General features: G+C 75.5%; 22 protein-coding genes and 1 riboswitch. Of the genes, 10 read left to right on the top strand and 12 right to left on the bottom strand.

Annotation, left to right across the window (positions count from 1 at the left end; genetic code table 11):
* Positions 1-8: 8 nt before the first annotated feature.
* Genes B8281_RS17380 through B8281_RS17365 form a run of 4 tightly spaced genes read left to right on the top strand, consistent with a single transcriptional unit; the run spans position 9 to position 4,471 of the window.
* The gene (locus B8281_RS17380) at positions 9-1,133 is read left to right on the top strand and encodes a GuaB3 family IMP dehydrogenase-related protein (RefSeq protein ID WP_034653983.1); all 1,125 of its coding nucleotides are present in this window, start codon (positions 9-11) and stop codon (positions 1,131-1,133) included.
* A 37-nt stretch (positions 1,134-1,170) separates the two neighbouring features.
* Complete coding sequence (locus B8281_RS17375) at positions 1,171-1,779, top strand: GNAT family N-acetyltransferase (RefSeq protein WP_085388837.1); 609 nt, start codon at positions 1,171-1,173, stop codon at positions 1,777-1,779.
* Complete coding sequence (locus tag B8281_RS17370; protein ID WP_085388383.1) at positions 1,776-2,831, top strand: GNAT family N-acetyltransferase; 1,056 nt, start codon at positions 1,776-1,778, stop codon at positions 2,829-2,831. Before B8281_RS17375 ends, B8281_RS17370 begins: the two co-directional genes overlap by 4 nt.
* A complete protein-coding gene (locus B8281_RS17365; protein WP_082774668.1) occupies positions 2,828-4,471 on the top strand; it encodes a succinic semialdehyde dehydrogenase in 1,644 nt (547 codons plus the stop codon). The genes B8281_RS17370 and B8281_RS17365 overlap by 4 nt, the downstream gene beginning before the upstream one ends.
* 10 nt (positions 4,472-4,481) lie before the next feature.
* Here the strand turns inward: B8281_RS17365 and B8281_RS17360 are convergent, their stop codons facing one another.
* The 5 genes from B8281_RS17360 to B8281_RS17340 all read right to left on the bottom strand — a co-directional run bounded on the left by B8281_RS17360 (position 4,482) and on the right by B8281_RS17340 (position 12,420).
* Positions 4,482-5,027, bottom strand: coding sequence for a vancomycin high temperature exclusion protein (locus B8281_RS17360; RefSeq protein ID WP_076405098.1), 546 nt, complete (start codon positions 5,025-5,027; stop codon positions 4,482-4,484).
* Positions 5,028-5,304: 277 nt separating this feature from the next.
* Positions 5,305-6,366, bottom strand: a complete 1,062-nt coding sequence (locus B8281_RS17355) for a DUF4031 domain-containing protein (RefSeq protein WP_085388836.1) — start codon at positions 6,364-6,366, stop codon at positions 5,305-5,307.
* Between the two features lie 110 nt (positions 6,367-6,476).
* Positions 6,477-7,736, bottom strand: a complete 1,260-nt coding sequence (locus B8281_RS17350) for an acetate/propionate family kinase (RefSeq protein WP_043656335.1) — start codon at positions 7,734-7,736, stop codon at positions 6,477-6,479.
* Positions 7,733-9,922: a phosphate acetyltransferase gene (gene pta / locus B8281_RS17345; protein ID WP_034654151.1), complete on the bottom strand. Its 2,190-nt coding sequence runs from the start codon at positions 9,920-9,922 to the stop codon at positions 7,733-7,735. The genes B8281_RS17350 and pta overlap by 4 nt, the downstream gene beginning before the upstream one ends.
* The gene (locus B8281_RS17340; RefSeq protein WP_085388382.1) at positions 9,919-12,420 is read right to left on the bottom strand and encodes a phosphoketolase; all 2,502 of its coding nucleotides are present in this window, start codon (positions 12,418-12,420) and stop codon (positions 9,919-9,921) included. Before B8281_RS17340 ends, pta begins: the two co-directional genes overlap by 4 nt.
* Before the next feature lie 260 nt (positions 12,421-12,680).
* On the opposite strand from B8281_RS17340, the gene B8281_RS17335 reads away from it, so the two are divergent.
* Together B8281_RS17335 and B8281_RS17330 are read left to right on the top strand one after the other, a co-directional pair.
* The gene (locus tag B8281_RS17335) at positions 12,681-13,574 is read left to right on the top strand and encodes an SURF1 family protein (protein ID WP_157446669.1); all 894 of its coding nucleotides are present in this window, start codon (positions 12,681-12,683) and stop codon (positions 13,572-13,574) included.
* Positions 13,575-13,756: 182 nt separating this feature from the next.
* Positions 13,757-14,050 (top strand): hypothetical protein, encoded by a 294-nt coding sequence (locus tag B8281_RS17330; RefSeq protein WP_034654148.1) that lies wholly within the window; start codon positions 13,757-13,759, stop codon positions 14,048-14,050.
* 174 nt (positions 14,051-14,224) lie between these two features.
* Here the strand turns inward: B8281_RS17330 and B8281_RS17325 are convergent, their stop codons facing one another.
* The 3 genes from B8281_RS17325 to B8281_RS17315 are packed head-to-tail and all read right to left on the bottom strand — an operon-like array spanning position 14,225 to position 18,815.
* Positions 14,225-15,262: a GNAT family N-acetyltransferase gene (locus B8281_RS17325; RefSeq protein WP_198163090.1), complete on the bottom strand. Its 1,038-nt coding sequence runs from the start codon at positions 15,260-15,262 to the stop codon at positions 14,225-14,227.
* A 26-nt stretch (positions 15,263-15,288) separates the two neighbouring features.
* Positions 15,289-17,022 carry an ABC transporter ATP-binding protein gene (locus B8281_RS17320; protein ID WP_085388380.1) on the bottom strand — a complete coding sequence of 578 codons (1,734 nt, stop codon included), beginning with the start codon at positions 17,020-17,022 and terminating at the stop codon, positions 15,289-15,291.
* Positions 17,019-18,815, bottom strand: coding sequence for an ABC transporter ATP-binding protein (locus B8281_RS17315; RefSeq protein ID WP_085388379.1), 1,797 nt, complete (start codon positions 18,813-18,815; stop codon positions 17,019-17,021). Before B8281_RS17315 ends, B8281_RS17320 begins: the two co-directional genes overlap by 4 nt.
* Before the next feature lie 121 nt (positions 18,816-18,936).
* Between B8281_RS17315 and B8281_RS17310 the strand changes: the two genes are divergently transcribed.
* Together B8281_RS17310 and B8281_RS17305 are read left to right on the top strand one after the other, a co-directional pair.
* The gene (locus tag B8281_RS17310) at positions 18,937-19,383 is read left to right on the top strand and encodes a DUF3817 domain-containing protein (RefSeq protein ID WP_085388378.1); all 447 of its coding nucleotides are present in this window, start codon (positions 18,937-18,939) and stop codon (positions 19,381-19,383) included.
* Positions 19,380-20,696, top strand: coding sequence for a ThiF family adenylyltransferase (locus B8281_RS17305; protein ID WP_085388377.1), 1,317 nt, complete (start codon positions 19,380-19,382; stop codon positions 20,694-20,696). The genes B8281_RS17310 and B8281_RS17305 overlap by 4 nt, the downstream gene beginning before the upstream one ends.
* A gap of 99 nt (positions 20,697-20,795) precedes the next feature.
* On the opposite strand, the gene B8281_RS17300 is transcribed toward B8281_RS17305, so the two are convergent.
* From B8281_RS17300 to thiO, 3 genes are all read right to left on the bottom strand, one after another.
* Positions 20,796-21,638, bottom strand: a complete 843-nt coding sequence (locus B8281_RS17300; protein ID WP_085388376.1) for a thiazole synthase — start codon at positions 21,636-21,638, stop codon at positions 20,796-20,798.
* A 9-nt stretch (positions 21,639-21,647) separates the two neighbouring features.
* Positions 21,648-21,881 carry a sulfur carrier protein ThiS gene (thiS, locus tag B8281_RS17295; protein WP_076405108.1) on the bottom strand — a complete coding sequence of 78 codons (234 nt, stop codon included), beginning with the start codon at positions 21,879-21,881 and terminating at the stop codon, positions 21,648-21,650.
* 5 nt (positions 21,882-21,886) lie between these two features.
* On the bottom strand, positions 21,887-23,161 hold the full coding sequence (thiO, locus tag B8281_RS17290; protein ID WP_085388375.1) for a glycine oxidase ThiO: 1,275 nt from the start codon (positions 23,159-23,161) through the stop codon (positions 21,887-21,889).
* Positions 23,151-23,253: riboswitch (TPP riboswitch) on the bottom strand. Its footprint overlaps the gene before it by 11 nt.
* Before the next feature lie 44 nt (positions 23,254-23,297).
* Between thiO and thiE the strand changes: the two genes are divergently transcribed.
* Both thiE and guaA read left to right on the top strand, forming a co-directional pair.
* Positions 23,298-24,011: a thiamine phosphate synthase gene (thiE, locus tag B8281_RS17285; protein WP_085388374.1), complete on the top strand. Its 714-nt coding sequence runs from the start codon at positions 23,298-23,300 to the stop codon at positions 24,009-24,011.
* Positions 24,012-24,053: 42 nt separating this feature from the next.
* Positions 24,054-25,667, top strand: a complete 1,614-nt coding sequence (gene guaA, locus B8281_RS17280) for a glutamine-hydrolyzing GMP synthase (protein ID WP_044144565.1) — start codon at positions 24,054-24,056, stop codon at positions 25,665-25,667.
* A 4-nt stretch (positions 25,668-25,671) separates the two neighbouring features.
* On the opposite strand, the gene B8281_RS17275 is transcribed toward guaA, so the two are convergent.
* Positions 25,672-26,832 carry a glycosyltransferase family 4 protein gene (locus B8281_RS17275; RefSeq protein WP_085388834.1) on the bottom strand — a complete coding sequence of 387 codons (1,161 nt, stop codon included), beginning with the start codon at positions 26,830-26,832 and terminating at the stop codon, positions 25,672-25,674.
* Positions 26,833-26,997 lie beyond the last annotated feature (165 nt).

Genomic DNA, 26,997 nt, shown 5'->3' with positions numbered 1-26,997 from the left:
CTGACCCGGTGAGCAACGAGATCGAGATCGGACGTGGCAAGCGCGGTCGGCGCGCGTTCTCCTTCGACGACGTCGCCGTCGTGCCCTCGCGGCGCACGCGGGACCCGGAGGAGGTGTCGGTCGGCTGGCAGATCGACGCCTACCACTTCGACCTGCCGATCCTCGCGGCACCCATGGACTCGGTCATGAGCCCGGCGACCGCCGTCGCGCTCGGCAACCACGGCGGCCTCGGCGTCCTCGACCTCGAGGGCCTGTGGACGCGCTACGACGACCCGACCGCGCTCCTCGAGGAGATCGCCGGGCTCGAGCCGCTCGAGGCGACGCGCCGCATGCAGGAGATCTACGCCGAGCCCATCAAGGCCGACCTCATCACCCAGCGCCTCAAGGAGATCCGCGCGGCGGGGGTCACCGTCGCCGCGGCCCTGTCGCCGCAGCGCACCCAGGAGCACTACCAGACGGTGGTCGACGCCGGCGTCGACCTGTTCGTCATCCGCGGCACGACGGTCTCCGCCGAGCACGTGTCCGGCGTCGCGGAGCCGCTCAACCTCAAGCGCTTCATCTACGAGCTCGACGTCCCGGTCGTCGTGGGCGGCGCGTCCACGTACACCGCGGCGCTGCACCTCATGCGCACGGGCGCCGCGGGCGTCCTCGTCGGCTTCGGCGGCGGCGCCGCCCACACCACGCGGGTCTCGCTCGGCATCCACGCGCCCATGGCGACAGCGGTCGCGGACGTCGCGGCGGCCCGCCGCGACTACCTCGACGAGTCGGGCGGCCGCTACGTGCACGTCATCGCGGACGGCGGCGTCGGCCGCTCGGGCGACCTCGTCAAGGCGGTCGCGTGCGGCGCCGACGCGGTGATGCTCGGCGCGGCGCTCGCGCGGGCCGAGGAGGCGCCGGGCAAGGGCTGGCACTGGGGCTCGGAGGCCCACCACGCCCAGCTCCCGCGCGGCGAGCGCGTGCGCGTCGGCACGGCCGGCACGCTCGAGGAAATCCTCTTCGGGCCGGGCCGCCAGGCGGACGGCACGCTCAACCTCGTCGGGGCGCTCCGCCGGGCCATGGCGACGACCGGCTACTCGGACCTCAAGGAGTTCCAGCGCGTCGAGGTCGTCGTCTCCCCGTACCAGCCCCGCTGAGCCCGCCGTGGCCGGACGCATCGCCGACGGTCCGCGCATGACGCACGCCGGCGACGGCGCGCCGGGCGGCAACGGCTCCGTGCCCGCCGCGGGCGCGGGCCGCCCGGAGACGGACGTCGCGGACGCGGTCTCGACGGAGGCCTCCACCGACCTCGTCTTCACCGAGGTCGAGGACGCCGACGTCGAGGCGGTCGTCGCGCTGTGGCGGGAGTGCGGGCTCACCCGGCCCTGGAACGACCCGTACCGCGACCTCGCCGACGCCCGCCTGGGCGAGACCTCGACGGTGCTCGTGGGCCGTGCGACGCGCGACCTGCCCACGGTGGCCCCGGACGGTGCTTCCGAGGCGCCCGGGGTCGCGGCCGGGGAGCTCGTCGCGACGGCGATGGCCGGCGTCGACGGGCACCGTGGCTGGCTCTACTACGTGGCGGTCGACCCACGCGTCCAGGGGCGCGGCGCGGGTCGTGCGACGGTCGTCGCGGCGGAGGCGTGGCTCGCCGCGCAGGGCGCGCGGGCCGTGCGCCTCATGGTGCGCGCCACGAACGACGCGGTGCGCGGCTTCTACGAGCGCCTGGGGTACGCGGACCAGGAGTGCGTCGTGCTCGGCCGCCCGCTCGGCGCCCCGGACGCGCGCGACGCCGGACGATGACCCCCGCCGCGTGGCGGCCGGACGACGACGAGCTCGCCGCTCTCGAGGCCGAGCACGGCGCGCGCGTCGCCGCGCTCGACCCGCTCGTGGCGGTCCCCGCTCTCGGCGCCACCGCGGGCGACGAGCGTCTCCTCGCCGTGCGGCTCCCGGACGGCTCCCGGGCCGCGGGGCTCCTCGGCGTCGGGGACGTCGGACCCGGCTCCGCGGCGGCAGGGTTCCGCGCGCTGCGCGAGCACCGGCTGCGGGCGCGCGCGGCGGGACCGGACGTGGGCGGCGCGGTCCGCGCGCTCGTCGCGGCCTGGACGGCGCGCGTCGCGCGCGACCCGGGCAGCGCACCGGCGGGCGACGGGCTGCCCGAGCGGGGCCCCGCACCCCGCGACCACGGCCTGGCGCTCCTGTGGCCGAGCCGCGACGTCGAGGCCGTGGGCGCCCTCGCGGCGAGCGGCCTGCGCCCGACCGTGCACCTCGCTGCCCGTCGCGGCGCCCCGCCGGCCCGGCCCCGCACCGACCTCCCCGGGGTCGTGCTGACCGACGCCGGCCCGGACGACGTGGCCGCCGTCGTCGAGCACCAGCGCGCCGAGCTCGCGTACGACGAGCTCGTGGGCGCGGCCCGCGTCCGGCCGCTCGCGGCCGAGCACCTCGCCGCCCAGGTCGCCGCCGCCGTCGAGCACCCGCGCACCACGGTCCTCGTGGCGCGCCGCCAGGGGCCGGGGGAGCGGACGGGCGAGGTCGTGGGCGTCGTCGCGGTCGAGCCGCCGGAGCGCTCCGGGGCCGTGGCCGGGACCGTCACGACGGGGCCGGTCGCCTACCTCGTCCTGCTGCACGTGACGGGCAGCGCGCGCGGTACCGGGGTCGGCGGGGCGCTCGTCGACGCGGCGCTCGCGCGCGTGCACGAGCAGGCCGGGCCGGGCGCCGTCGTCGTGCTGCACCACGGCGTGCTCAACCCGCTGTCCGCGCCCTTCTGGGCGCGGCAGGGGTTCCGTCCCGCGCTCACCACGTGGGAGCAGCCCGTCGACGCGCTGTCAGCGCCACGACGTAGCCTGTCCCCATGACGAGCTCATCCGGCACACCCGGCTCCGGGCGCGGCGACGGCGCCGCGCTGGACGGCCTGATCGACCCCGAGAACCCGGCCGCGACCTACGTCCTCGAGCCGGAGGTCGTGGCCCCCCTCGCGCAGCGCGTCGTCACGAGCAACGAGGCGGGCATGCACCGCTCCGTCCTGCCGTCCACGGGAGCCCCGCTCGCCGCGGTCCCCGTCTCGTCCGTCGAGGACGTCGCCCGTGCCGTGGCACGCGCGCGGGCCGCGCAGCCGGCCTGGGCCGCCCGCTCCGTGCGCGAGCGCGCGGCGGTGCTGCGGCGCTTCGGCGAGCTCGTGCTCGCGCGCCAGTCCGACGGCCTCGACCTCATCCAGATGGAGTCCGGCAAGTCGCGGCGCAGCGCGTTCGAGGAGGTCGCGGACGTCGCGATCCTCACGCGCCACTACGCCCAGCGCGGCCCGCGCTACCTCGCCGACCGGCGGGCGCCGGGGATGCTGCCCGTGCTCACCGGCACGCGCGTGCACCGCCGTCCCGTGGGCGTCGTCGGCGTCATCGCGCCGTGGAACTACCCGCTGACGCTCGCGTTCGCCGAGGCCGTGCCCGCGCTCGTGGCGGGGAACGCCGTCGTGCTCAAGCCGGACCCGCAGACGACGCTCACCGCGCTGTGGGGCGCGGAGCTGCTCGAGGAGGCGGGGCTGCCCGCCGACCTGTTCCTCGTCGTCGCGGGCGGGGGAGACGTCGGCGCTGCGGTGACCGACCACGTGGACCACATCGCGTTCACGGGCTCGACGGCCACCGGCCGCAAGGTCGCGGCGCGAGCGGGGGAGCGCCTCATTGGCGCGACGCTCGAGCTGGGCGGCAAGAACCCGCTCTACGTCGCGGCCGACGCCGACGTGCGCGCCGCCGCGCGTGGCGCCGTGCGCGCGTGCTTCTCCAACTCCGGCCAGCTCTGCGTGTCGATCGAGCGGCTCGTGCTGCACGAGGACGTGGCGGACGCGTTCCTCGACGAGTTCGTGCCCCTCGTGCGTGAGATGCGTCTCGGCGCCGGGCTCGACTACTCGGCGGACATGGGCTCGCTCACGTCGCAGGCGCAGCTCGACCGCGTGGTCGCCCACGTCGAGGACGCCATCGCGCGCGGCGCGCGCGTCCTCGCGGGCGGCGTGCACCGGGCGGACATCGGGCCGTGGTTCTACGCGCCCACCGTCCTCGACGACGTGCCCGACGACGCGGCGTGCGCGCGCGAGGAGACGTTCGGCCCGGTCGTCTCCGTGCGCCGGGTCGCGAGCGACGACGAGGCCGTCGAGGTCATGAACGACACCGAGTACGGGCTCAACGCGAGCGTGTGGACGCGCGACGCCGCCCGGGGCCGCCGGATCGCGGCCCGCGTCGAGGCCGGGACGGTCAACGTCAACGACGGCTACTCCGCGACGTGGGGCTCCGTCGGGGCGCCGATGGGCGGGTTCAAGGCGTCGGGCCTCGGGCGCCGCCACGGGCGCGAGGGGATCGAGGCCCTCACCGAGGCGCAGACGATCTCCGTGCAGCGCGGCGCGAACCAGGGCCTCACGCTCGACACGCTCTACCAGCTCGGCGGGGAGCTGCCGAGCAAGGTCCTCACGTCGGCGCTCGACGTCATGCGCCGCCTGCGGCTGCCCTGACGGAGCCCGCTCAGCGGAGCACGGCGTCGAGCACGGCCTTCGTCGCCGCGGGAACCTCGCGGGCGCGGTAGAGCACGGCCTTCCACGGCTCCACGCTCGCCGCGCTGACGCCGACCCCCACGGCGTCGAGACCTGCGACGCGGCACGAGAACAGCGTGCGCGGCAGGTGGTACCCCTGCGTGACGACCACCGCCGTGCCGACGCCGAACTCCGACGCCGCGCGCGTGCACGTCGCGTGGGTGTCGAAGCCCTCGCGGTCGAGCAGGATCGCGTCGTCGGGCACGCCGCGGCCCAGCAGCCACGCGCGCATCGAGCCGGGCTCGTCGTAGTCGTCGTGCGCGTCGCCGCTCACGAGGACGACGGGCGCGACGCCCCGGTCGTAGAGCTCGGCCGCCGCGTCGAGCCGACGGCGCAGGTACGTGGACGGCGTCCCGTCCGGCCGCAGCCCCGCCCCCGGGACGACGATCGCGTCGCTCGGCGGCACGTGCGCGGGGTCGGCGACGTGCGAGCGCCCCACCGCCTGCACGACGACGAACGGCGCCAGCACGAGCACCACGAGCCCGGCGGCCGTCCCCAGGGTCAGGCGCCGCCGTCGGGACCGGCGCGGACGCCCCGACGAGGACCTGTCGGACGACGGTGCTGTTGGGCCTGCTGCTGACGCCGTGGTGGCGGGCGGCGACGCCGGATCGTCGGTCACGCCCCGACCCTAACCTCGCCGCCGCGTCGACCAGGCGCTCCTGGCTGGCCGAGCAGGTGGTCCTGGTCCGTCCGCCGTCCGGGACGGACCAAGACCGCCTGTTCGGCGGGTTGGGGTGGAGAGGAAGGGAAGAGGGTCAGGTGGGGGAGGTGAGGGTCGTGAGCTCGGCGGTGAGGTTGGCGCGGGCGCGGTCCTCCCAGAGCGCGGCGGCCTGCGGGGTGCGGAACAGCGTGCCGCCTCCGAGCAGCGCGCGCAGGACGGCGGCCCGCCCGGTGCGGAAGGCGTCGTCGGGCACGTGGGCGTACTCGGCGCGCACCTGGCGGGCGTAGCGGGCGTACCGGTCCGGCGCGGACCCGAGGACGGCGAGGTCGGCGTCCGAGACGAGCGCTCCGGGCCCGTCGCCCGGCGCCGGGGCGTGGTCGGTCGTCACGAGCACGAGCCGCACGACCTCCTCGACCTCGTGGGCGCCGAGGTGGCCCGCCAGCCGGGCGTCTGCGAGCTCGGCCGACCGCTCCTCGTCGCGGCCCGCCTCGCCGTCGTGCACGGCGTCGTGGAACCACAGCGCGAGCTGCGTCACCGCCGGCATCACGCCCGTGACCGACGCCGCGCCGCTCGGTGCGCCGCCCAACAGCGCGCCGCTCGGCGCGCCGCCCGACACCGCGCCGCCCGACACCGCGCCGCCGGACGTTCCGCCCGACGCCGTGCTGCCCGACGCGGCGGCGGTACCTGCGCGGGCGGGTGGCCCGGCGGCGTCGGGCACGCCGGGCGGGCGTCCTTCGAGGAGCGCGAGCGAGTCGAGCGCGTGCACGAGGTGCTCGGGCCCGTGGTAGACGCGGTGCGGCTCGTGCCAGCGCTCGACGAGCTCGACGCCGACGTCACGCGCGCCCGGGAGGAGCACGTCCCAGCGCGCGAGGAGCGCGTCGGCCTTCGCCGCGCGCCGCGCCCGGCCGGGGACGCGCAGACCGGAGGCGCCGAGGCGCCGCGCGAGCTCGCGACCCCCGACGGGCACCGCGCCCGCGGCGACCGCGACGTCGTACCGCTCGGCGGCGACGTCGTAGTGGTCGAGGTCGAACGCCCGCGGGCTCACGCCGATCGACGCCGCGAACGCGTGCAGCTCCGCGAGCGACGCGTCGGACACGAGATGGCTGAACAGCGTCCCGTGGGCGGGCCACGCGGGCGGGTCGATGAGAACGGTCACCACCCGAGCATGCCACCGGCCGGCGAGCCGACGCGCGGGCGTCGGCTCACCGGCCGGGGAGCGGCCTGAGCCGCCTGGGTGTCACCCGGAGGAGCCCGGGCGTGCGGGGATCAGCCGGCGCGCGAGGCCGCCTCGACGACCTCGACCGACTGGCGCGCGATGGCGAGCTCCTCCATCGTCGGGACCACCATGACGAGCGTGCTCGTCCAGTCCGGCGAGATGACGCGCGGCTCGCCGGAGTCGACGGCGTTGCGGTCCGGGTCGACGGCGAGGCCGAGCGGCTCGAGCCCCTCGACGACGGCGGCGCGCACCTCGGCGTCGTGCTCGCCGACGCCCGCGGTGAAGGCGACGACGTCCACGCGGCCCAGCACGGCGGCGTACGCGCCGACGTACTTGCGCAGCCGGTGGATGTACACGTCGAACGCGAGGCGGGCACCCTCGTGGCCGGCCTCCATGAGCCGGTGCAGCTCGCGGAAGTCGTTCACGCCGGACAGGCCCTTGACGCCCGAGCGCTTGTTGAACAGGTCGTCGATCTCGTCGATGCTCATGCCCGCGTTGCGCGCGAGGTGGAACACGACCGCGGGGTCGATGTCGCCCGTGCGCGTGCCCATGACGAGGCCCTCGAGCGGGGTCAGGCCCATCGACGTCTCGACCGGCACGCCGCCCTTGACGGCCGACGCGGAGGCGCCGTTGCCGAGGTGCAGGACGATCGTGTTGAGCCCCTCGATCCGGCGCCCGAGGACGCGCGCGACCTTCCCCGAGACGTACTGGTGGCTCGTGCCGTGGGCGCCGTAGCGGCGGATCGCGTACTTCTCGGCGACCTCGGCGTCCAGGGCGTACGTCGCGACGTGCTGCGGCAGCCGCTGGAAGAACGCGGTGTCGAACACCGCGACGTGCGGCACGTCGCCGAGCAGCGACCGCGCGACCTCGATGCCCTTGACGTTCGCCGGGTTGTGCAGCGGCGCGAGCGGGGACAGCGAGCGGATCCGCTCGAGCACGCCGTCGTCGACGAGGACCGGGTCGGCGAACAGCGAGCCGCCCTGCACGACGCGGTGCCCTACCGCGTACACGTCGGCGTCCGAGAGCGTCGGGCCGACCTCGTCGAACATGCTCAGCGCGATGCGCAGCGCGTGCCCGTGGTCCGCGACGGGCTCCTCGCGCGTCGTCGTGTTCCCGGCGAACCGGTGCTTGATGATCCCGGACTCCTCGCCGATGCGCTCGATCGTGCCCGCGGCGATCGCCTCGCCGCCGACGGGGTTGACGAGCTGGTACTTGAGCGAGGACGACCCCGAGTTCATGACGAGCACGGACCCGTGCGCGCCGTACGCGCTGTAGGGGTTGGGGCGCTCGCCCTCGGGCAGGATCGTCATGACGTGGCTCCCTGGGAGTCAGAGGTGGGGTCGGCGGCGTCGGCCGGGGCCTGCGCCTGGATCGCGGTGATCGCGACGGTGTTGACGATGTCCTGCACGAGCGCGCCGCGCGAGAGGTCGTTCACCGGCTTGTTGAGGCCCTGGAGGACCGGGCCCACCGCGACGGCGCCCGCCGAGCGCTGGACCGCCTTGTAGGTGTTGTTGCCCGTGTTGAGGTCCGGGAAGATGAACACGGTCGCGCGCCCCGCGACGTCCGAGCCCGGCATCTTCGACGCCGCGACGGACGCGTCGACGGCCGCGTCGTACTGGATCGGGCCCTCGACGAACAGGTCGGGGCGGCGCTCGCGCACGAGCGCCGTGCCCCGGCGCACCTTGTCGACGTCGGCCCCCGAGCCGGACTCGCCGGTCGAGTACGACAGCATCGCGACCCGCTGGTCGACGCCGAACTGCTGCGCCGTCGCCGCCGAGGAGATCGCGATGTCCGCGAGCTGCTCGGCCGTCGGGTCGGGGATGACCGCGCAGTCGCCGTAGACGAGCACGCGGTCCTGCAGGCACATGAGGAACACGGACGAGACGACGGAGACGCCCGGCTGGGTCTTGATGATCTCGAACGACGGCTTGATGGTGTGCGCCGTCGTGTGCTTCGCGCCCGACACCATGCCGTCCGCGAGCCCGAGGTGGACCATCATCGTGCCGAAGTAGGAGACGTCCTGGACGCGCTCGCGCGCCTCCTCGAGCGTCATGCCCTTGTGCGCGCGCAGCCGCTGGTACTCCGCGGCGAACCGCTCCACGAGCTCGGGGTCGTGCGGGCTGACGACGTGCGCGGCGTCGATGTCGAGGCCGAGCTCCGCCGCGCGGGCGCGGACCTTCTGCTCCTCGCCGAGGATCGTCAGCTCCGCGACCTGGCGGCCGAGCAGCGTGGACGCGGCGCGCAGGATGCGGTCGTCGTCGCCCTCGGGCAGCACGACGTGCTTGCGGTCCGCGCGGGCGCGCGACAGCAGCTCGTACTCGAACATCAGCGGCGTGACGACCTCGGGCCGGGGCACGTCGAGCCCCGCGAGGAGCGCCGCGCCGTCGACGCTCTGCTCGAACAGCGCGAGCGCGGTGTCGACCTTGCGCTGCGACTCCTTGGTCACGCGGCCCCGGGCGCTCGCGGCGGCGCTCGCCGAGCGGAACGTCCCGAGGTCGGTGCGGATGATCGGCAGGCTCGGGTCGAGGTCCGCGACGAGGCGCGCCGTCGACTCGGGCGGGAAGAACCCGCCGTTGAGGATGACGCCCGCGAGCGACGGGAAGCCCGACGCCGAGTGGGCGGCGAGCAGCCCGATGAGGATGTCCACCCGGTCGCCGGGCGTGATGACGACGGCGCCGTCGGTGAGCCGGTCGAGCAGGTGCTCGAACGACATCGCACCGACGAGCAGGTCGGTCGCCTCGCGCGCGAGGAGCTCCTCCTCGCCGAACGCGAGCGTCCCGCCCACGGCCTCCATGAGGATCCGCACGGTCGGCGCGTCGAGGAACGGGTCCTCGGGCACCGCCCAGCCCGGCAGCCGCGTGCCCGGGGCGGGCTGCGCCGTCGGGCCCGACGACGTGCCGCCCGCGAGCGGCTCGCCGTCCGGTCCCAGCGACCCGAGCAGCGCGCGCACCGCGTCGAGGTCGTCCGGCTGCACGCGGTTCGCGACGACGCCGATGGGCTGCGCGTGCTGCGAGCGCAGCTCGGCGACGCTCACCTCGATGAGGTTGCCCACGGCGTCGGGCGTGCGGCCCTTGCCGGAGACGACGAGGAGGACCGGTGCGCCGAGGTTCGCCGCGACGCGCGCGTTGAACGACAGCTCGGTCGGCCCGGCGACGTCGGTGTAGTCCGTGCCCACGACGACCACGAAGTCGCACTGGCTCGCGACCTCGTGGTACCGGGCCACGATCCGCGAGAGCGCGGCCTCCTGGTCGGCGTGGACGTCCTCGTACGTGACGCCGATCGCCTGCTCGGCGGTGACGTCCACGCCGTCGTGCGCGAGCAGGAGCTCGAGCACGTAGTCCTGCACGTCCGGGCCGGCGGCCCGGGTGACCGGCCGGAAGACCCCGACCCGCTGGACCTTGCGGACCAGCAGGTCGAGGACCCCCAGCGCGATCGTGGACTTGCCCGTCTCGCCCTCGGGCGAGGTGATGTAGATGCTGCGAGCGGTGTCGCTCACTCGTTGTCTCCTCCGGTGTCCTGCACGGCGGCGCTCGCGCCGTTGTACTGCGGGCCACCCTCCTCGGTCGCCGTCTCGCCGACGTCCGGCCACACCCAGTCGCGCACCTCGGGGATGTCCTCCCCGTGCTCGCGGGTGTACTGGCGGGCCGCCAGCCGCGCGTCGACCATCTCCTGGCGCAGGCCCGCGTAGGTCGAGCGCAGGGACGGCACACGGTCGATGACGTCGATCACCAGGTGGTAGCGGTCGATGTCGTTGAGCATGGCCATGTCGAACGGGGTGGTGGTGGTGCCCTCCTCCTTGTAGCCGCGCACGTGGATGTTCGCGTGGTTCGTGCGGCGGTACGTGAGGCGGTGGATGAGCCACGGGTAGCCGTGGTAGTTGAAGATGACCGGCCGGTCCGTCGTGAAGAGCGTGTCGAAGTCCTTGTCCGACAGGCCGTGCGGGTGCTCCTTCTCGTCCTGGAGCCGCATGAGGTCCACGACGTTGACGACCCGGACCTTGAGGTCGGGGATGCGCCGGCGCAGGATGTCCGCCGCGGCGAGCACCTCGAGCGTGGGCACGTCGCCCGCGGCGCCGAGCACGACGTCCGGGTCCTCGCCCTCGACCTCGGTGCCGGCCCAGTCCCAGATGCCGAGGCCGCGCGAGCAGTGCGCGATCGCCTGGTCCATCGACAGGAACTGCGGCGCCGGCTGCTTGCCCGCCACGACGACGTTCACGTACTGGCGCGAGCGCAGGCAGTGGTCGTACGTCGAGAGCAGCGTGTTCGCGTCCGGCGGCAGGTAGACGCGGACGATCTCGGCCTTCTTGTTCACGACGTGGTCGATGAAGCCCGGGTCCTGGTGGCTGAAGCCGTTGTGGTCCTGGCGCCACACGTGGCTCGACAGCAGGTAGTTGAGGCTCGCGACCGGGCGCCGCCACGGGATGTGGTTCGTGACCTTGAGCCACTTCGCGTGCTGGTTGAACATCGAGTCGACGATGTGGATGAAGGCCTCGTAGCTCGTGAACAGGCCGTGCCGCCCGGTGAGCAGGTAGCCCTCGAGCCAGCCCTGGCACTGGTGCTCCGACAGCATCTCCATGACGCGCCCGGCGCGCGCGAGGTGCTCGTCGACGTCGGGCCCGAAGAAGTCGGCGTTCCACTGCTTGTCCGTGACCTCGTACACGGCCTGGAGGCGGTTCGACGCCGTCTCGTCGGGGCCGAAGATCCGGAAGTTGTCCGGGTTCTTCCGCACGACGTCGGTGAGCCACTGCCCGAGGACGCGCGTCGACTCGGCGATGCTGCTGCCCGGCCCCGTGACGTCCACAGCGTAGTCGCGGAAGTCCGGCAGGCGGAGGTCCTTGAGCAGGAGGCCGCCGTTCGCGTGCGGGTTGTCGCTCATGCGGAGCGTGCCCTCGGGGGCGAGCGCGGCGACGTCGTCGACCAGGCGGCCGTCCTCGTCGAACAGCTCGTCGGCCCGGTAGGACTCGAGCCAGCCGCGCAGCACCTCGAGGTGCTCCGGGGTGTCCCGGGCGCTCGCGAGCGGCACCTGGTGCGCGCGCCACGAGTCCTCGGTCTTCTTGCCGTCGATGACCGGCGGGCACGTCCAGCCCTTCGGCGTGCGGAACACGATCATCGGCCACGCGGGACGCTCGTCGTTCCCCGCCGCGGCGTCGGCCTTGATCTGCGCGATGTGGTTGAGCACCTCGTCGAGGAGCTGCGCGAAGCGGCGGTGCACCTCGAAGTGGTCCTCGCCGTCGAAGCCGCCCGTGAAGAAGTACGGCGTGTGGCCGTACCCGATCATGAGGTCGCGCAGCTCGTCGTCGCTGATGCGCGCGAGCACCGTCGGGTTGGCGATCTTGTAGCCGTTGAGGTGCAGGATCGGCAGGACGACGCCGTCGTTGCGCGCGTTGACGAACTTGTTCGAGTGCCAGCTCGTCGCGAGCGGGCCCGTCTCCGCCTCGCCGTCGCCGACGACCGCGGCGACGAGCAGGTCGGGGTTGTCGAACGCGGCGCCGTACGCGTGGGAGAGCGCGTAGCCCAGCTCACCGCCCTCGTGGATCGACCCGGGCGTCTCCGGCGCGACGTGGCTCGGGATGCCGCCCGGGAAGGAGAACTGGCGGAACAGCCGGCGCAGGCCCTCGGTGTCCTGGGTGACGTCCGAGTAGGTCTCGGAGTACGTCCCCTCGAGGTACGCGTTCGCGACGAGGCCGGGGCCGCCGTGGCCGGGGCCGGCGACGTAGATCGTCGACTGGCGGCGCTGCGCGATCGCGCGGTTGAGGTGCGCGTAGAGGAAGTTGAGGCCCGGCGTGGTGCCCCAGTGGCCCAGGAGGCGCGGCTTGACGTCCTCGCGGTCCAGCGGCGTCCGCAGCAGCGGGTTGTCGAGGAGGTAGATCTGGCCGACCGAGAGGTAGTTCGCCGCGCGCCACCAGGCGTCGACCCGACGCAGGGTGTCGTCGTCGAGCGGTGCGATCTCGGTGGGCTGCCAGGCGGTGGACTCGGTGACGGTGGTCGTGCTCATCTCACGCTCCTGCGGGGGAAGGGTCCGTGAACGACTACGGCTTCATACAACCCCATCGACCGGGGGCCTGCACTATTCCTCCTGGCGCCGGGCGGTGTGACCTGCGCCCACGACGGCACAAAAGGTCCAAGGTCCCGCGCCCGGGAACCACGGCCGAGGACGTTGTCCCCGACGCCGGGGGCCGCTGGGCGGCGTGTGACGTTCGCCCGGGAGTCGGTCCGGATGCGGGGACCCGCCCGCGCCCCGGATACCGTGGGGTCGTGCCCGAGCCCACCGCGCCCCGCTCGTTCTGGGCGGTCGCCCGCCAGCCCCGGGTCGTCGGGCTGCTCGTGCTCCTCCTCGTCGCCGCGGCGGTGTGCGCGCGGCTCGGCGTCTGGCAGCTCGACCGCGCCCAGCAGCGCGCCGAGCTCGCGGCGCAGCACGAGGCCGCCGAGCTCGAGGCCGCCGGACCCGAGGGCGTCGGCGTGCTGCTCCCGCCGCAGTCCACGTTCCCCGGCGAGCTCGTCGGGCGGCAGGCCTGGGTCGAGGGCGAGTACGACGCGGAGGGGCAGCTCCTCGTCGAGGGTCGCGCGCTCGACGGCCGCGCCGGCTACCTCGTGCTCACCCCGCTCCACGTGACCGACGACGGCACCCAGGGGGCGTCGTGGGCCGACCTCTCGGGCGCCCCGGTCCTGCCTGTCGTGCGGGGCTGGGTCGAGTCGCCCGAGGAGAGCGCCGCGCTCGACCCGCCGGACGACGTCGTGCGCCTCACCGGCTACCTCCAGGCGTCCGAGGCCGCCGGGCAGGGCGGCTCCGCCCCCGGCCGCACCGACGCGATCTCCACGGGCGAGCTGGTCAACGCGTGGGGCGGTCCCATGTACTCGGGCTACCTCGTGCTGCTGTCCTCGGACCCGGCGCAGCCGTCCGCGGCCGACGGCGGCCCGGCCCAGCTCCCGCGCCCGACGATCGAGGGCGGCACGGGGCTCAACCTCCAGAACCTGTTCTACGCGCTCCAGTGGTGGGTGTTCGGCGGGTTCGCCGTGCTGCTGTGGGTCCGGCTCGTGCGTGACGAGGCGGCGGGCGGCAAGCGCCGCGCGCGCGGGGAGGACGCCGGGATCGCCGGCCTCCCCGGGCCGGCCGACGCCGACGCGACGGGCCCGCGAACGACCCCCTGAGAGCGGGCCGGGGGCGCACACACCGCGTCCCGGGCCGGGAGCGATCGGACCGCCGTCTCACCACGTGACACAGCGCTTGCCGGACATATGTACGGACCTCAGTCTTATCCCGCCCGGACAGAGCGTCCGGGCGGTCCGCCGGTCGACGTCGCCCGGCGGTCGGAGAGACACGGGGGTACTCCATGAAGAAGCGTCTTGCACCGTTCGCGGTGGCAGCGGTCACGATCGGTCTGGTCCTCGCCCCGGCGGCGAGCGCGAGCGCGGCGAGCAGGACCACGCCGTACAACTGCGGCACCCGCGACGCGAAGATCACGGCGAGCGCGCCGACGAACGTGTCGCTCCGGGTCAACGGGACGACCAACAGCGCGCGCAACAGCGCGGGCGCGGCGGTGACGATGTACGACTACGACGGCCAGGGCACCGCCTACGCGACGTCGACCGACGCGTCGGTGGCGATCCACGTCTCGTGCTTCTGACGCGCTCGTCCCGTCGGGTCGGCTGACTCCGTCAGGTCGCCCTTCGCTGCGTCACCCGGTGCCCGGTCGTCGTCCGCGACGGCCGGGCACCGGCGCGTCCGGCCCCGGCCCCGCGACCGGGCCCGGCCCCGAGTCCGGGCCCCCGACCCGGCTGCGCGTCCCGGCCGCCCGCGGTCAGCCGTCGAGGTCGAGGTCCTTGAACCACGACTCGGTGACGTAGTCCGTCTCCCAGCCGAGCGAGCGGTAGAGCTGGTCGGCCTTGGTGGGGGAGTCGGCGTCGACCTCGAGCGCGACGCGGTCGCGACCGTCCCGGGCGGCGTCCGCGATCACCGTCGCGAGCAGCGACTTCGCCACGCCGCGGCCGCGGGCGGCGCGCGTCACCCCGATGTACTCGACGTAGGTGCCCGGCGCGCCGCTCTCGCCCGCGGCGATCGACGAGCACACGACCGTGCCCGCGGGGACGCGGTGGCCGTCGTCGGTGTCCACGTACGCGAGCCACCAGTGGTCCCAGCTGTGGCCCGGGTCCTCGCGGAGCCGCTGCACGAACTCCGAGAAGCTCTCCCGGTAGGAGTTGAAGTGGTCCTGGAAGGACGTCTCCAGCATCTGGTGCACGACCTGGAGGTCGGCCGCGACGGGCATCCCGTTCTCGTGCCGCTCGACCGGGCGGACCGTGACCCCGGCGCGCGGGGCGAGCGCGGCCTGGTCCGGGACGACGGGGCGCGTCATGTGCAGCCAGCTCCGCCGCCGCGCGTACCCGGCCCGGGTCAGCCACTGCGCCTGGCGCGCGTCGTCGGCGAACGGGCTCTCGTCGAGGCGCGTCGCCGTCACGCCGCGCAGGCGCGCCATCGCGACCGCGGTGCGCTCCGCCCAGCGGTAGAACGCGTCCGCGATCGCGTCGACCTCGGCCACGTCGCGGTCGAAGTAGCCCCAGACGGTGGCCCGCCCGGCGGCGCGGTCGTGCACGGTCACCCAGGCGCGGGGGACGTCGTCGGGCCCGACGGCGACCAGCTGGCGCCGCGTCCAGGAGGCCAGCCCCGCGACCTCGGACTCGATCCCGGCGGGGTCGACGTGCGTCGAGCCCGTGCCCTGGAGCTCGTCCAGGCGTCGCAGCCGGACGAGCGCGTCGATGTCGGCGTAGCCGGGGACCCGGGCCCGCCAGGGGCTCGGGAGGGTCGGGAGGTCGTGCGGGGTGGCGCTCGTGGTTCCAGGCATCGGCACCATCTTGGCACCGACCGGTGCTACTCCTGCTGCCAGGAGTGCCACAGCCGCGCGTAGTCGCCGCCTGCGGCGACGAGCTCGTCGTGCGGGCCGATCTCGCTGATGCGGCCGCCGTCGACCACGGCGACGCGGTCGGCGTCGTGCGCGGTGTGCAGGCGGTGCGCGATCGCGACGACCGTCCGGCCGGCCAGCACGGCGTCGAGCGAGCGCTCGAGGTGGCGAGCCGCCCGGGGGTCGAGGAGCGACGTCGCCTCGTCGAGCACGAGCGTGTGCGGGTCGAGCAGCACGAGGCGCGCGAGCGCGAGCTGCTGCGCCTGCGCCGGGGTGAGCACGTGCCCGCCCGACCCCACGGTCGTCGCGAGGCCCTCGGGCAGCGACTCGGCCCACCCACGCGCGTCGACGGCGTCGAGCGCGTCGAGCAGCTCGGCCTCCTCCGCGTCGACCTTCGCGAGGCGCAGGTTGTCCGCGAGCGTGCCGACGAACACGTGGTGCTCCTGCGTGACGAGCGCGACCTCGCGCCGCAGGTCCTCGAGCGGCAGGTCGACGAGCCGCACGCCGCCGGAGCGGACGGAGCCCGCCGTCGGGGGGTGGATGCCCGCGAGCATGCGTCCGAGGGTCGACTTGCCCGCGCCCGACGGCCCGACGACGGCGAGCCGCTCGCCCGGCTCGAGGTCGAGCGAGACGCCGTGCAGCACGGGGTGGCCCTCGCGGTAGGCGTACTCGACGTCGCGTGCGACGAGGCGGTCGCCGTCGGGCACGTCGCCCGTCGGGGTGCGGTCGCCGGGCACCTGCGCGACGCCGACGATGCGCGCGTACGACGCCGCGGCCACCTGGATCTCGTCGAGCCAGAAGATGAGGTTCCACACCGGCCCGGCGAGCTGGAACGCGTAGGTCGTCACCGTGGCCACGGCGCCGAGCGTCGTCTGGCCCTGCGAGAGCAGCCACGCGCCCCACACGAGCGCCGCGACGGGCGCGATCGCGATGGCCAGGTCGATGCCCGGGAACAGCACGGTGCGCAGCCCGAGGGTGTACCGCTCCGCCTCGAACGCCTCGGTGAGGTCGGCGCGCACGCGCGCCTGGCGGCGCTCGGTGAGCGAGAGCGCGTCGACCGTGCGCGCGCCCTCGACGCTCTCGGTGATGGTGCCGTTGAGCGTCGCGTAGGCGGCGGCCTCGCGCTGGTAGCCGGCCGACGCGCGCTGGAGGTACCAGCGCGACACGACGACGAGCAGCGGCACGCCCACGAACAGCGCGAGCGCGACGAGGGGTGCGACCACGACGGCTGCCACGGCCGTGAGCACGAGCGTGACGACCGCGACGAGGAGCTGCGGCACGCCGAACCGCACGGCGTGCTGGATGCGGTCGACGTCGTTCGTCGTGCGTGCCACGAGGTCGCCCGTGCCCGCGCGCTCGACCGTGGACAGCGGCAGCGACGTCACCGTTTCGACGAGGTCCTCGCGCAGCTCGGCGAACACCGTCTCGCCGAAGACCATGGACAGGCGCTGCGCGTACCGGCGCAGGACGGCCTGCGCGACGACCGCGCCCGCGCCCACGGCGACGACGGTCGTGACGTACGACGACGTGGTGCCCTCGGTGACGGCGTCGACGAGCCGGCCGAGGAGCCACGGCCCCACGAGGCCCGCGACCGCGGCCAGGGTGTGGAGCACGGCGATGAGCACGAACGTGCCGCGGTGCCGGGCGAACAGGCGCCCGGCGGCGGCGCGGACGGCGGGGCCGTCGGCGACGGGGAGCCTCATGCCTGGCCTCCTTCGGGTGCGGTGCGGGCGAGGGCGGGGGTGTCGTCGAGCGAGCGCCCGACGACGCGCAGGTACCGGGCCGCGTCGTCGTCCGGCACGGTCGCGGGGGAGTGGGCGCGGTCGACGAGGTCGCGGTGCGTGCCGCGCCCCGTGACCCGGCCGTCCTCGAGGAGCAGCACCTCGTCGACGTGCTCGAGCACGAGCGGCGACGCCGTGACGACGAGGGTCGTGCGCCCGCGGCGGGCGTGCGCGAGGCTCGCGGCGATCCGCGCCTCGGTGTGCGCGTCGACGGCGCTCGTCGGCTCGACGAGGACGAGGATCTCGGGGTCCGTGAGGAGCGCCCGGGCGAGCGCGACGCGCTGACGCTGGCCGCCCGAGAGCGACCGCCCCTTCTCGGGCAGCTCGCCCGCGAGGCCGTCGGGCACGGAGTCGAGCACGTCGTGCGCGTCGGCCGTGCTCACCGCGGCGAGCACCTCGGCCTCCGTCGCGGTGCCGCGCGCGTCGAGCTCGTCGCGCAGGGCGCCCGAGAAGAGCTGCGGCGTCGCCTCGGCGACGACGACGCGGCGCCGGAGCGCGTGCTTGTCGAGCGCGGCGAGCGGCGTCCCGCCGAGCCGCACGGGCGTGGCCGCCTCCGCGGCGTCGTCGAACCGGCCCAGCCGGGTCGCGACGGCCGCCGACGCGTCCGGGTCCGCCGAGACGAGCGCGACGACGCGTCCCGGCTCGAGCACCAGGCCGCTCGTCTCGTCGACCAGGGGGCTGCCCTCGGGCGGCATGGGCGCGGTGGCCGGGGTCGCGCCCGCGGCCGGCTCGACCGCGAGGACGCGCACGATCTTGCGCGCGGCGACATGGGCGCGCGTCGCGATGTTGAGCATCTGCGTCGCGACCTGCAGCGGCCAGCCGAGGAACGCCGCGTACCCGTAGAACGCGACGAGCTGCCCGGGCGTGATCTCGCCGCGCAGGGCCGCCGTCGCGCCGAGGTAGACGACGAGCACGACGAGCAGGCCGGGCAGGAGCACCTGGAGCGCGTCGAGCGTGGCCTGCGTGTGCGCGACCTTCACGCCGGCCTCGCGGACCCTCTGCGACTGCCGCGCGTAGCGGCCCACGAACACGCCCTCGCCGCCGATCCCGCGCAGGATGCGCAGGCCCGACACCGTGTCCGCGCCGAGCGTCGTCAGGCGGCCCTGCGCCTCGCGCTGCGCGGCCTGGCGCTGCTGGAGCGGCTTGACGAGCAGCGCGAGCACCGCCGCCACGACCGGCAGGCCCAGCACGACGACGAGACCGAGCTGCAGCGACGTCGAGAGCATGATGACCGCCACGACGACGTACGCGCCGAGCGCGCCGAGGAACTGGCCCATCATCGAGAAGAGCTGGCCGACGCGCATCGCGTCGCTCGCGACGGTGGACACGACCTCGCCCGTCGGGAGCTCCTCGGTGATCGCGTCGCCCGAGCGGGCCGTGACGTCGCCCACGAGCTGCGACGTCGTGAGCGCCGAGCGCAGCCAGTTCGCGATGTCGAACCGGTGCTGCGTCACGCCCGTGACGACGATGCCCAGGCCCAGCGCGAGCAGCAGGCCCGCCCAGCGCCACAGCTCGGCGCCGAACCCGGCGGTGAGCCCCTCGTCGAGCGCGCGGCCGAGCATGTACGGCTGGAACGCCTGGCACGCGAAGTTCCCGAGGCCGAGCAGCACGGACACCGTGAGCACCGTCCACTGGCGCCCGGCGATCCAGAGGAGGTAGCGGGACGGGCCGCGCAGGTCGGGGGTCCCCGGGTCGGGGAGAGGGAGGGGTCGCACGGTGTTCTACCCTAGGTTCGGCGTCCGACACGCGGCGACGGTTTAACGCGGCGACCGCGTCACGCCACCGCACGCGGCGGAGACCGCCGCGGCCGTCTCGCCCGGAACGAGGACCTCTCCCATGACCACGCAGGACCCGGCCACCCCCACCGACGCGCCCGTCGTCGCCCCCGCCGACGCGGCGGCCCCCAGCGCGCAGGCCGCGCGCACCGCGATCCGCAAGGCGCGCGGCGCGCTCGCGCGCTACCGGGTCCTCGCGATCATCACCGGCGTGATGCTGCTCATCCTGTGCGTCGAGATGCTCGTCAAGTACGGCGTGGGCCAGTTCGTCGACGTCGACGGGATCATGCGGTACGTGTCCTGGATCCCCTTCGCGCACGGCTGGATCTACGTCGTGTACCTCGTCACCGTGCTCGACCTGTGGACCAAGATGCGCTGGGGCTGGGGCCGCCTCGCGACGATGGTGTTCGCCGGCGTCGTCCCGGTCATGTCGTTCATCCTCGAGAAGAAGGTGCACGCCGAGGCCGACGCGAAGCTCGTCGCGCTGGAGGAGCAGTACGCGGCATGACGACGCCGCTCGCGCCCCTCGTCGCGCCCGGTCCCGAGCTCTCGACGCCGGAGCTCGAGCGCTACGCGCGCCACCTCGCGCTGCCGGGCGTCGGCACCGAGGGCCAGCGGCGGCTCGCGGCCGCGCGCGTGCTCGTCGTCGGCGCGGGCGGCCTCGGCAGCCCCGCGCTGCTCTACCTCGCCGCCGCGGGCGTCGGCACGATCGGCATCGTCGACGACGACGCCGTCGACACGTCCAACCTCCAGCGCCAGGTCATCCACGGCGGGTCGGACGTCGGGCGCCGCAAGGTCGACTCCGCGCGCGAGAGCATCGCGGACGTCAACCCGCACGTCCACGTCGTCGAGCACGCGCTGCGGCTCGACGCGGACAATGCGCTCGACGTGCTGCGCGGCTACGACGTCGTGCTCGACGGCGCCGACAACTTCCCGACCCGCTACCTCGTCTCCGACGCGGCCGAGGTCCTCGGCCTGCCCGTCGTCTGGGGCTCGATCTACCGCTTCCAGGGACAGGTCAGCGTCTTCTGGGCCGCGCCCCGGTTCGCCGTGCCCGACGACGCCCCGCACCCGGACGCCGCGGGTCCCGACCCTGCGGCGGGGTCGGGGGAGCAGGGCCCGCGCGGGGTCACCTACCGCGACGTGTTCCCCGTCCCGCCGCCCCCGGGCGCGGCACCCGACTGCGCGACCGGCGGCGTGTTCGGCGCGATGTGCGGCACCGTCGGCTCGGTCATGGCGACCGAGGCGATCAAGCTCGTCACCGGCGCCGGCACGACGCTGCTCGGCCGCCTCGCCGTCTACGACGCCCTCGACCTCTCGTGGCGCCAGCTCACCGTGCGCGCCGACCCGACGCGCGAGCCCGTCACTGCGCTCCTGCCGGGCGACGACGCCTACGCCGCGTTCTGCGGGCTCCGGCCCGCGGGGTCGGCCGTGGCGGTGCCCGGCGCCGGGGCGGGGTCGACCGGGGCAGCGGGGCCCGCGCCGCGCGACGTGTCCGCCCCCGACGCGGCCGCCCTGCTGCGGGCCGACGACGCCGCACCCTTCCTCCTCGACGTCCGCGAGGACTGGGAGGCGCAGGTGCGCCCGCTCCCCGGGTCGACGCTCGTCCCGAGCGGCGCGTTCCTCGGCGGCGCGCAGGACCCCGGTGCCGCCGCGGCGCTCGCGGACCTGCCCGCCGACCGCCCGGTGCTCGTGGTGTGCGCGGTCGGCGGCCGGTCGGCCCGCGTCGCCGACGCCGCCCGCGCCGCGGGCTTCGACGCACGCTCCGTCGTCGGCGGCGTCCCCGCCCTCCTCGCCGCCCTGGAAACTCTCGCCCCCTAGCGTCCCCCTGCACGTCGACCAGGTGGTCGTGGTGCGTCCTGGTCGGCGGACGAGCCGGGATGGCCTGGTCGGCCCGCCGGGACGGCCTGGTCGACGGGGTCAGAGAGCCAGGTCGAGGCGGCCCTGCGGGGACGAGCTCGCCAGGGCGCCCTCGCGGCGGGGGATGCGCCCGGCGCCCGCGGCGAGCCGACCCGACTCGACGGCGAGGCGCATCGCGCGGGCCATGCGGACCGGGTCGGCGGCGCGCGTGACGGCCGTCGCGAGGAGCACGCCGTCGCAGCCGAGCTCCATGGCGAGCGCGGCGTCGGACGCCGTGCCGATCCCCGCGTCGAGGATCACAGGCACTCGGGCCGCGGCGGCGATCGCCTCGATGTTGCGCGGGTTGAGGATGCCCAGCCCCGTGCCGATGGGCGCCCCGAGGGGCATGACCGCCGCGCAGCCGACGTCCTCCAGCCGTCGGGCGAGGATCGGGTCGTCGTTCGTGTAGGGCAGCACGACGAACCCGTCGCGCACGAGCTGGTCCGCCGCCTCGACGAGGCCGACCGGGTCGGGCAGGAGGGTCACGTCGTCGGCGATCACCTCGAGCTTGACCCACTCGGTGCCGCACGCCTCGCGCGCGAGGTGCGCGGTGAGCACGGCCTCCCGCACCGAGAAGCACCCGGCGGTGTTGGGCAGCGCGCGGATGCCGAGGCGGGCGAGCAGCGCCCAGATCCCCGCGTCGGGGCTCGCGTCCCCGCCGGCGCGGACGGCGACGCGTCGCATCGCGACGGTCGTCAGAGCGGTGCCCGACGCGACGAGCGCGTCCTCGAGCGTGAGCAGGTTCGCGGCCCCGCCGGTGCCCATGACGAGGCGCGACCCGATCGGGGTGCCGGCGACGACGAGCGGGTCGTCGGCGCAGGCCGGGCCGCTCGCGGTGGCGGGGGAGACGTCGGTCGTGGTCATGGGTCCTCCTCAGCCGCCCTGGACGGCGGTGACGATCTCGATGCGGTCCCCGGGCGCGACGACGGTCGTCGCCCAGGCGCCGCGCGGCACGACGGCGTCCCCGACGGCCACCGCGACGCCCTGCGGCGTGCCGTCGGCGACGTAGGCGGGGACGAGCGCGGCGACGAGCCGCTCCAGGTCGACGTCGCCGTCGAGCGGGTACGGCTCGCCGTTGACGAGCGCGGTGGGTGCGGGTGCGGTCACGGGTCTCACCTCGGTGTCGTGGCGGTGCGGGCGAAGCGGTCGGTGCGGGCGGTGGCGAGGGCGGTCGCGACGTCGTCGCCGGGCTCGGTCCCGCCCAGGCCGGAGAGCCCGCCGAGCCCGGCGACGACGGCGTCGGCCGTGAGCGGGGCGAGCAGGATGCCGTTGCGGCCGTGGCCCGTCGCGAGGTGCAGCCCCGGGACGTCCGTCGGCCCGACGAGCGGGAGGTTGTCCGGGGTCGAGGGGCGCCCCCGCGGCGTCACCTCGACCAGCGCGGCCTCGTCGATCCCCGGCAGGAGGGCGCGGGCGTCCCGCAGGAGCGCGAAGACCCCGCCGGCGGTGGCGCGGCGGTCGTCCGGGTTCTCCTCGGTGGTGGCCCCGACGACGACCTCCCGGTGCCCGGCGCGCGGGCCGGCAGGCTCGGGGTCGCGCGGCACGACGTACACCGGCCGGCCCTGCACGAGCCCGCGCACGACGTGCTCCAGCGCGAGGTCCGGGCCCGCGTCGAGCCGCAGCGTCTGACCCTTCACCGGCCGCGTGGGCACGACGACGCCCGGCACGTCCGCGAGCAGGGCGCCCGACTGCCAGCCCGCCGCGACGACGACCGCACCCGCGCGGTGGAGCCGGCCCGCGTCGTCGTGCACGCCGACCACGCGCCCGGCATCGAGCGCGAGCCGGGTCGCGGACGCGCGGACGACGCGCGCCCCGGTGGCCGAGCCCGCACCCGCGGTGTCGCGTCCGCCGAGCGCGGCGAGCAGCGCGGCGTGCGTCGCGCGCGGGTCGACGGCGTGGTCCGCGGGGGCCCACGCCGCCCCGGCGACGCGCGGGCCCAGGTACGGCTCGCGTCGGCGCGCGTCGGCGACGGTGAGCTCGTGCGACACGAGACCGTGCGCGGCGTGCAGCGCGAGGACGCGGCGGAGCAGCGCGAGGTCGTCCGCGTCGTAGGCGAGGGTGAGCGTCCCGGCGATCCGCAGCCCGACGTCCACCCCCGTCGCCGCGCGCAGGTCCGCGGCGAACGCCGGCCACGCCGCGGCGGCCGCGAGGTGGAGCCGCAGGGCGGCCTCCTCCCCGAAGTCGGCCTCGGTCACCGGCGCGAGCATCCCCGCGGCGGCATGGGTCGCGCCCGCGCCCGGCGTCGGGTCGAGCACCGTGACGGTCAGGCCCGCGCGCGCCGCGCGCCACGCGACGGCGAGACCCACGATCCCGCCCCCCACGACGACGACGTCACGCGCGCCGTCGGGCACGACGGAGCCACCCGCGGACGGGTGGACGGACAGGCTCATGTGCGCTCCCTTCGCTGGCATGACCCAGATCAGGTTCGACGGTCGGCGGCGACGCCCTCTCAGCCCCGTGCGGGGCTCCCGTGCTGTCGGCCACAGTACCTCCTGCCGTGGGCCCGCCGAGGCTAGGCTCCCGCGGGTGAGCTCCGAGACCTCCACCACCCCGGCCACTCCCGCCCCGTCGGCAGGGGACGCCGCACGCGCCCGGCTCGCCGACGCGCGGCTCTACCTCTGCACGGACGCGCGCGAGGAGCGCGGCGACCTCGAGGACTTCCTGCGGGCGGCGCTCGCGGGCGGGGTGGACGTCGTGCAGCTCCGCGACAAGACGCTCGACGTCGCGCGGGAGCTCGAGCTCCAGGAGCTCGTCGCGCGCGTCGCGACGGAGCACGGCGCGCTGTGGGCCGTGAACGACCGGGCGGACGTGGCGTCGGTCACGGGCGCGCCGGTCGTGCACATGGGCCAGGGCGACCTGCCGGTCCCGGCCGTGCGGGCGCTGCTCGGCGCGGGGCCCGTGCTCGGCCGGTCCACGCACTCGGCCGCGCAGGCGGCCGCGGCGGAGGCCGACCCGGCGGTGGACTACTTCTGCGTGGGTCCGCTGTGGGCGACCCCGACGAAGCCGGGGCGGGCCGCCGTCGGCCTCGACCTGCTGCGGGACGTCGCGGCGACCCGGCCCGCGACGCCCTGGTTCGCGATCGGCGGGATCGACGCGGACCGGCTCGACGCGGTCCTCGACGCGGGCGCGACCCGGATCGTGGTGGTGCGCGCGATCACGGCGGCGAGCGACCCGGAGGCGGCCGCCCGCGCCCTGCGCGAGCGCGTCGCGGCGCGCGCCGAGGTGCCCGCCGACGCCTGAGACGCGGGACGAGCCCCGCCGCACGGCGACTATCCTGGACGGGTGACGTCACCCGCCACCGCTCCCGACACCCCCACCACCGCCGAGGTGGCCTCGACCCCGCGGCCCGTGCTCGTCGTCGACTTCGGCGCCCAGTACGCGCAGCTCATCGCGCGCCGCGTGCGCGAGGCCAAGGTCTACTCCGAGATCGTGCCGCACACCTTCACGGTCGAGCAGATGCTCGCGAAGGACCCGGCCGCGATCATCCTCTCGGGCGGCCCCTCGTCCGTGTACGCGACGGGTGCCCCGTTCGTCGACCCGGCGCTGTTCGAGGCAGGCGTGCCCGTCATGGGCATCTGCTACGGCTTCCAGGCCATGGCGAAGGCCCTCGGCGGCGAGGTCGCCCAGACGGGCCTGCGCGAGTACGGCGGCACCGAGGTCGAGGTGTGCGCCGCGGGCGTGCTGCTCGACGGCACGCCGCAGAACCAGACCACGTGGATGAGCCACGGCGACGCCGTGCACCGCGCGCCCGAGGGCTTCGAGGTCCTCGCGACGTCGTCGGGCTCGCCGGTCGCCGCGTTCGAGGACCGCGAGCGTCGCCTCTACGGCGTGCAGTGGCACCCGGAGGTCAAGCACTCCGCGCACGGCCAGACGGTGCTGGAGCACTTCCTGTACGACGGCGCGGGCCTCGCCCCGGACTGGACGCCCGGCAACGTCATCGCGGACCAGGTCGCGGCGATCCGCGCCCAGGTCGGCGACGCGCGGGTCATCTGCGCGCTCTCGGGCGGCGTGGACTCCGCCGTCGCCGCGGCGCTCGTGCAGCGCGCGGTGGGCGACCAGCTCACGTGCGTGCACGTCGACCACGGGCTGATGCGCGCGGGCGAGGTCGAGCAGATCGAGCGCGACTTCGTCGCGGCGACGGGCGTCAACCTCGTGATCCGTGACGAGAAGGAGCGGTTCCTCACCGCGCTCGCCGGGCACAGCGACCCGGAGACGAAGCGCAAGATCATCGGCCGCGAGTTCATCCGCGTGTTCGAGGACGCGGCGCGCCAGATCGTCGAGGACGCGGGCGAGCACGGGGCCGAGGTGAAGTTCCTCGTGCAGGGCACGCTCTACCCGGACGTCGTCGAGTCCGGCGGCGGCGAGGGCGCGGCGAACATCAAGAGCCACCACAACGTGGGCGGCCTGCCCGACGACCTGCAGTTCTCGCTCGTCGAGCCGCTGCGCACCCTGTTTAAGGACGAGGTCCGCGCGGTCGGCCGCGAGCTCGGCGTGCCCGAGGAGATCGTCGCGCGCCAGCCGTTCCCCGGCCCCGGGCTCGGCATCCGCATCGTCGGCGAGGTCACGGCGGACCGCCTCGAGACGCTGCGCGCCGCCGACGCGATCGCGCGCGAGGAGCTGACGAAGGCGGGTCTGGACGACGAGATCTGGCAGTGCCCGGTCGTGCTGCTCGCCGACGTGCGCTCGGTCGGCGTCCAGGGCGACGGCCGCACTTACGGCCACCCGATCGTGCTGCGCCCCGTCTCGTCCGAGGACGCGATGACGGCCGACTGGACGCGCCTGCCCTACGACGTGCTGTCCGTCATCTCGACGCGCATCACCAACGAGGTCTCCGAGGTCAACCGCGTCGTGCTCGACGTGACGAGCAAGCCCCCGGGCACCATCGAGTGGGAGTGACCCCCTAGCGGGACGGACGGGCCCGACGATCCACGGCGATCGTCGCGGCCCGTTCGTATGCCCGCTCCACGTCGGCGAGCACGCGCGGCCAGCCCGCCGACGACGGCACGTCCCGGTTGTGGGCGACGATCCGGTCGAGCAGGCCGTCCTCGGTCGCGAGGCGTACGAGCGCGTCGGCGAGGCCGGCGTCGTCGTCCGCTACGAGCGCGTCGACGCCGTCGGTGAGGCGCTCCGCGACGCCCGACTGCGAGCGGGTGAGCACCGCCAGCCCGGCGGCCTGGCCCTCGAGCGCGGCGATGCCGAACGCCTCCTCGACGGCGGGCGCGGCGAACACGTCGGCGCGCGCGTAGAGCCGCTGGAGGCCCGTCGCGTCGAGGCGGCCGGGGAGCGACACGACCGACCCCAGCCCGTGCTCGGTGACGAAGCGCCGCGCGTCGGCCAGCTCGGGGCCGTCCCCGGCGAGCGTCACGTGCAGCGCCCCCTCGGGGAGGCGCGCGACGGCGTCGCGCACGACCTCGAGGAATGGCAGCACGCGCTTGCGGGGCGCGAACCGCGTCGCGGCCACGACGTGGACGGCCGGGCCCTCCATGCGGTCGGCGCGCTCGGTGCGCGGGACGCGCCACGCGTCGAGGTCGAGGCCGTTGTGCAGCACCACGACCTCGCCGTGGTCGCCGACGATGCGGCGCAGGGGAGCGGCGGTCAGCTCGCTCACGGCCGACCACAGCACGGGCCAGCGGGACCAGCGGACCACGCGGTCGAGCCCGGCGAACGCGCGCTCCGCGCCGCCCCAGACGCTGTGCACGGTGAGCACCGCGGGCAGCCCCGCGCGCACGACCGTCCGCAGCGACGCCTGGGTGGAGGGCGTCAGCACGCCCATGTGCAGGTGCACGACGTCGGGCCGGTCGGCGCGCAGGACCCGCGCCACGTGGTGCGGCGCGCGCGGGTGCACGGGGTAGCCGCCCGGGACGCGCGCGGCGAGCCGGTGCACCGTGACGTCACCGTCCCGCTCGGTCGACACGCCGTGCGCGCCGGGGCGCGCGGGCGTCGTGCAGACGACCGCGACGTCGTGACCGGCGGCCGCCTGCTGCTGCGCGAGCCGCGCGACCTGGGTCTCGATGCCGCCGAGCAGCGGCAGGTAGCAGTCGGTCAGGTGGGTGATGCGCACGGACCGCATCCTCCCATCCCGGCCCCGGCGGGCCGCGCGGTCGCCGCCGCGCCCGCCCTGAGGTGCGCGTTCGCCGCGCGGTGCTCCGCTCGCGTCGCTACCGTGGGCCCCGTATGGGTGGTTCGACCGTCCCGTGACCGGCCCGCACCCGCGGGCGGTCTCGTG

Source organism: Cellulosimicrobium sp. TH-20 (assembly GCF_002105775.1).
Lineage (GTDB): Bacteria > Actinomycetota > Actinomycetes > Actinomycetales > Cellulomonadaceae > Cellulosimicrobium > Cellulosimicrobium funkei.
This window is presented reverse-complemented; position numbering and strand designations above follow the sequence as displayed.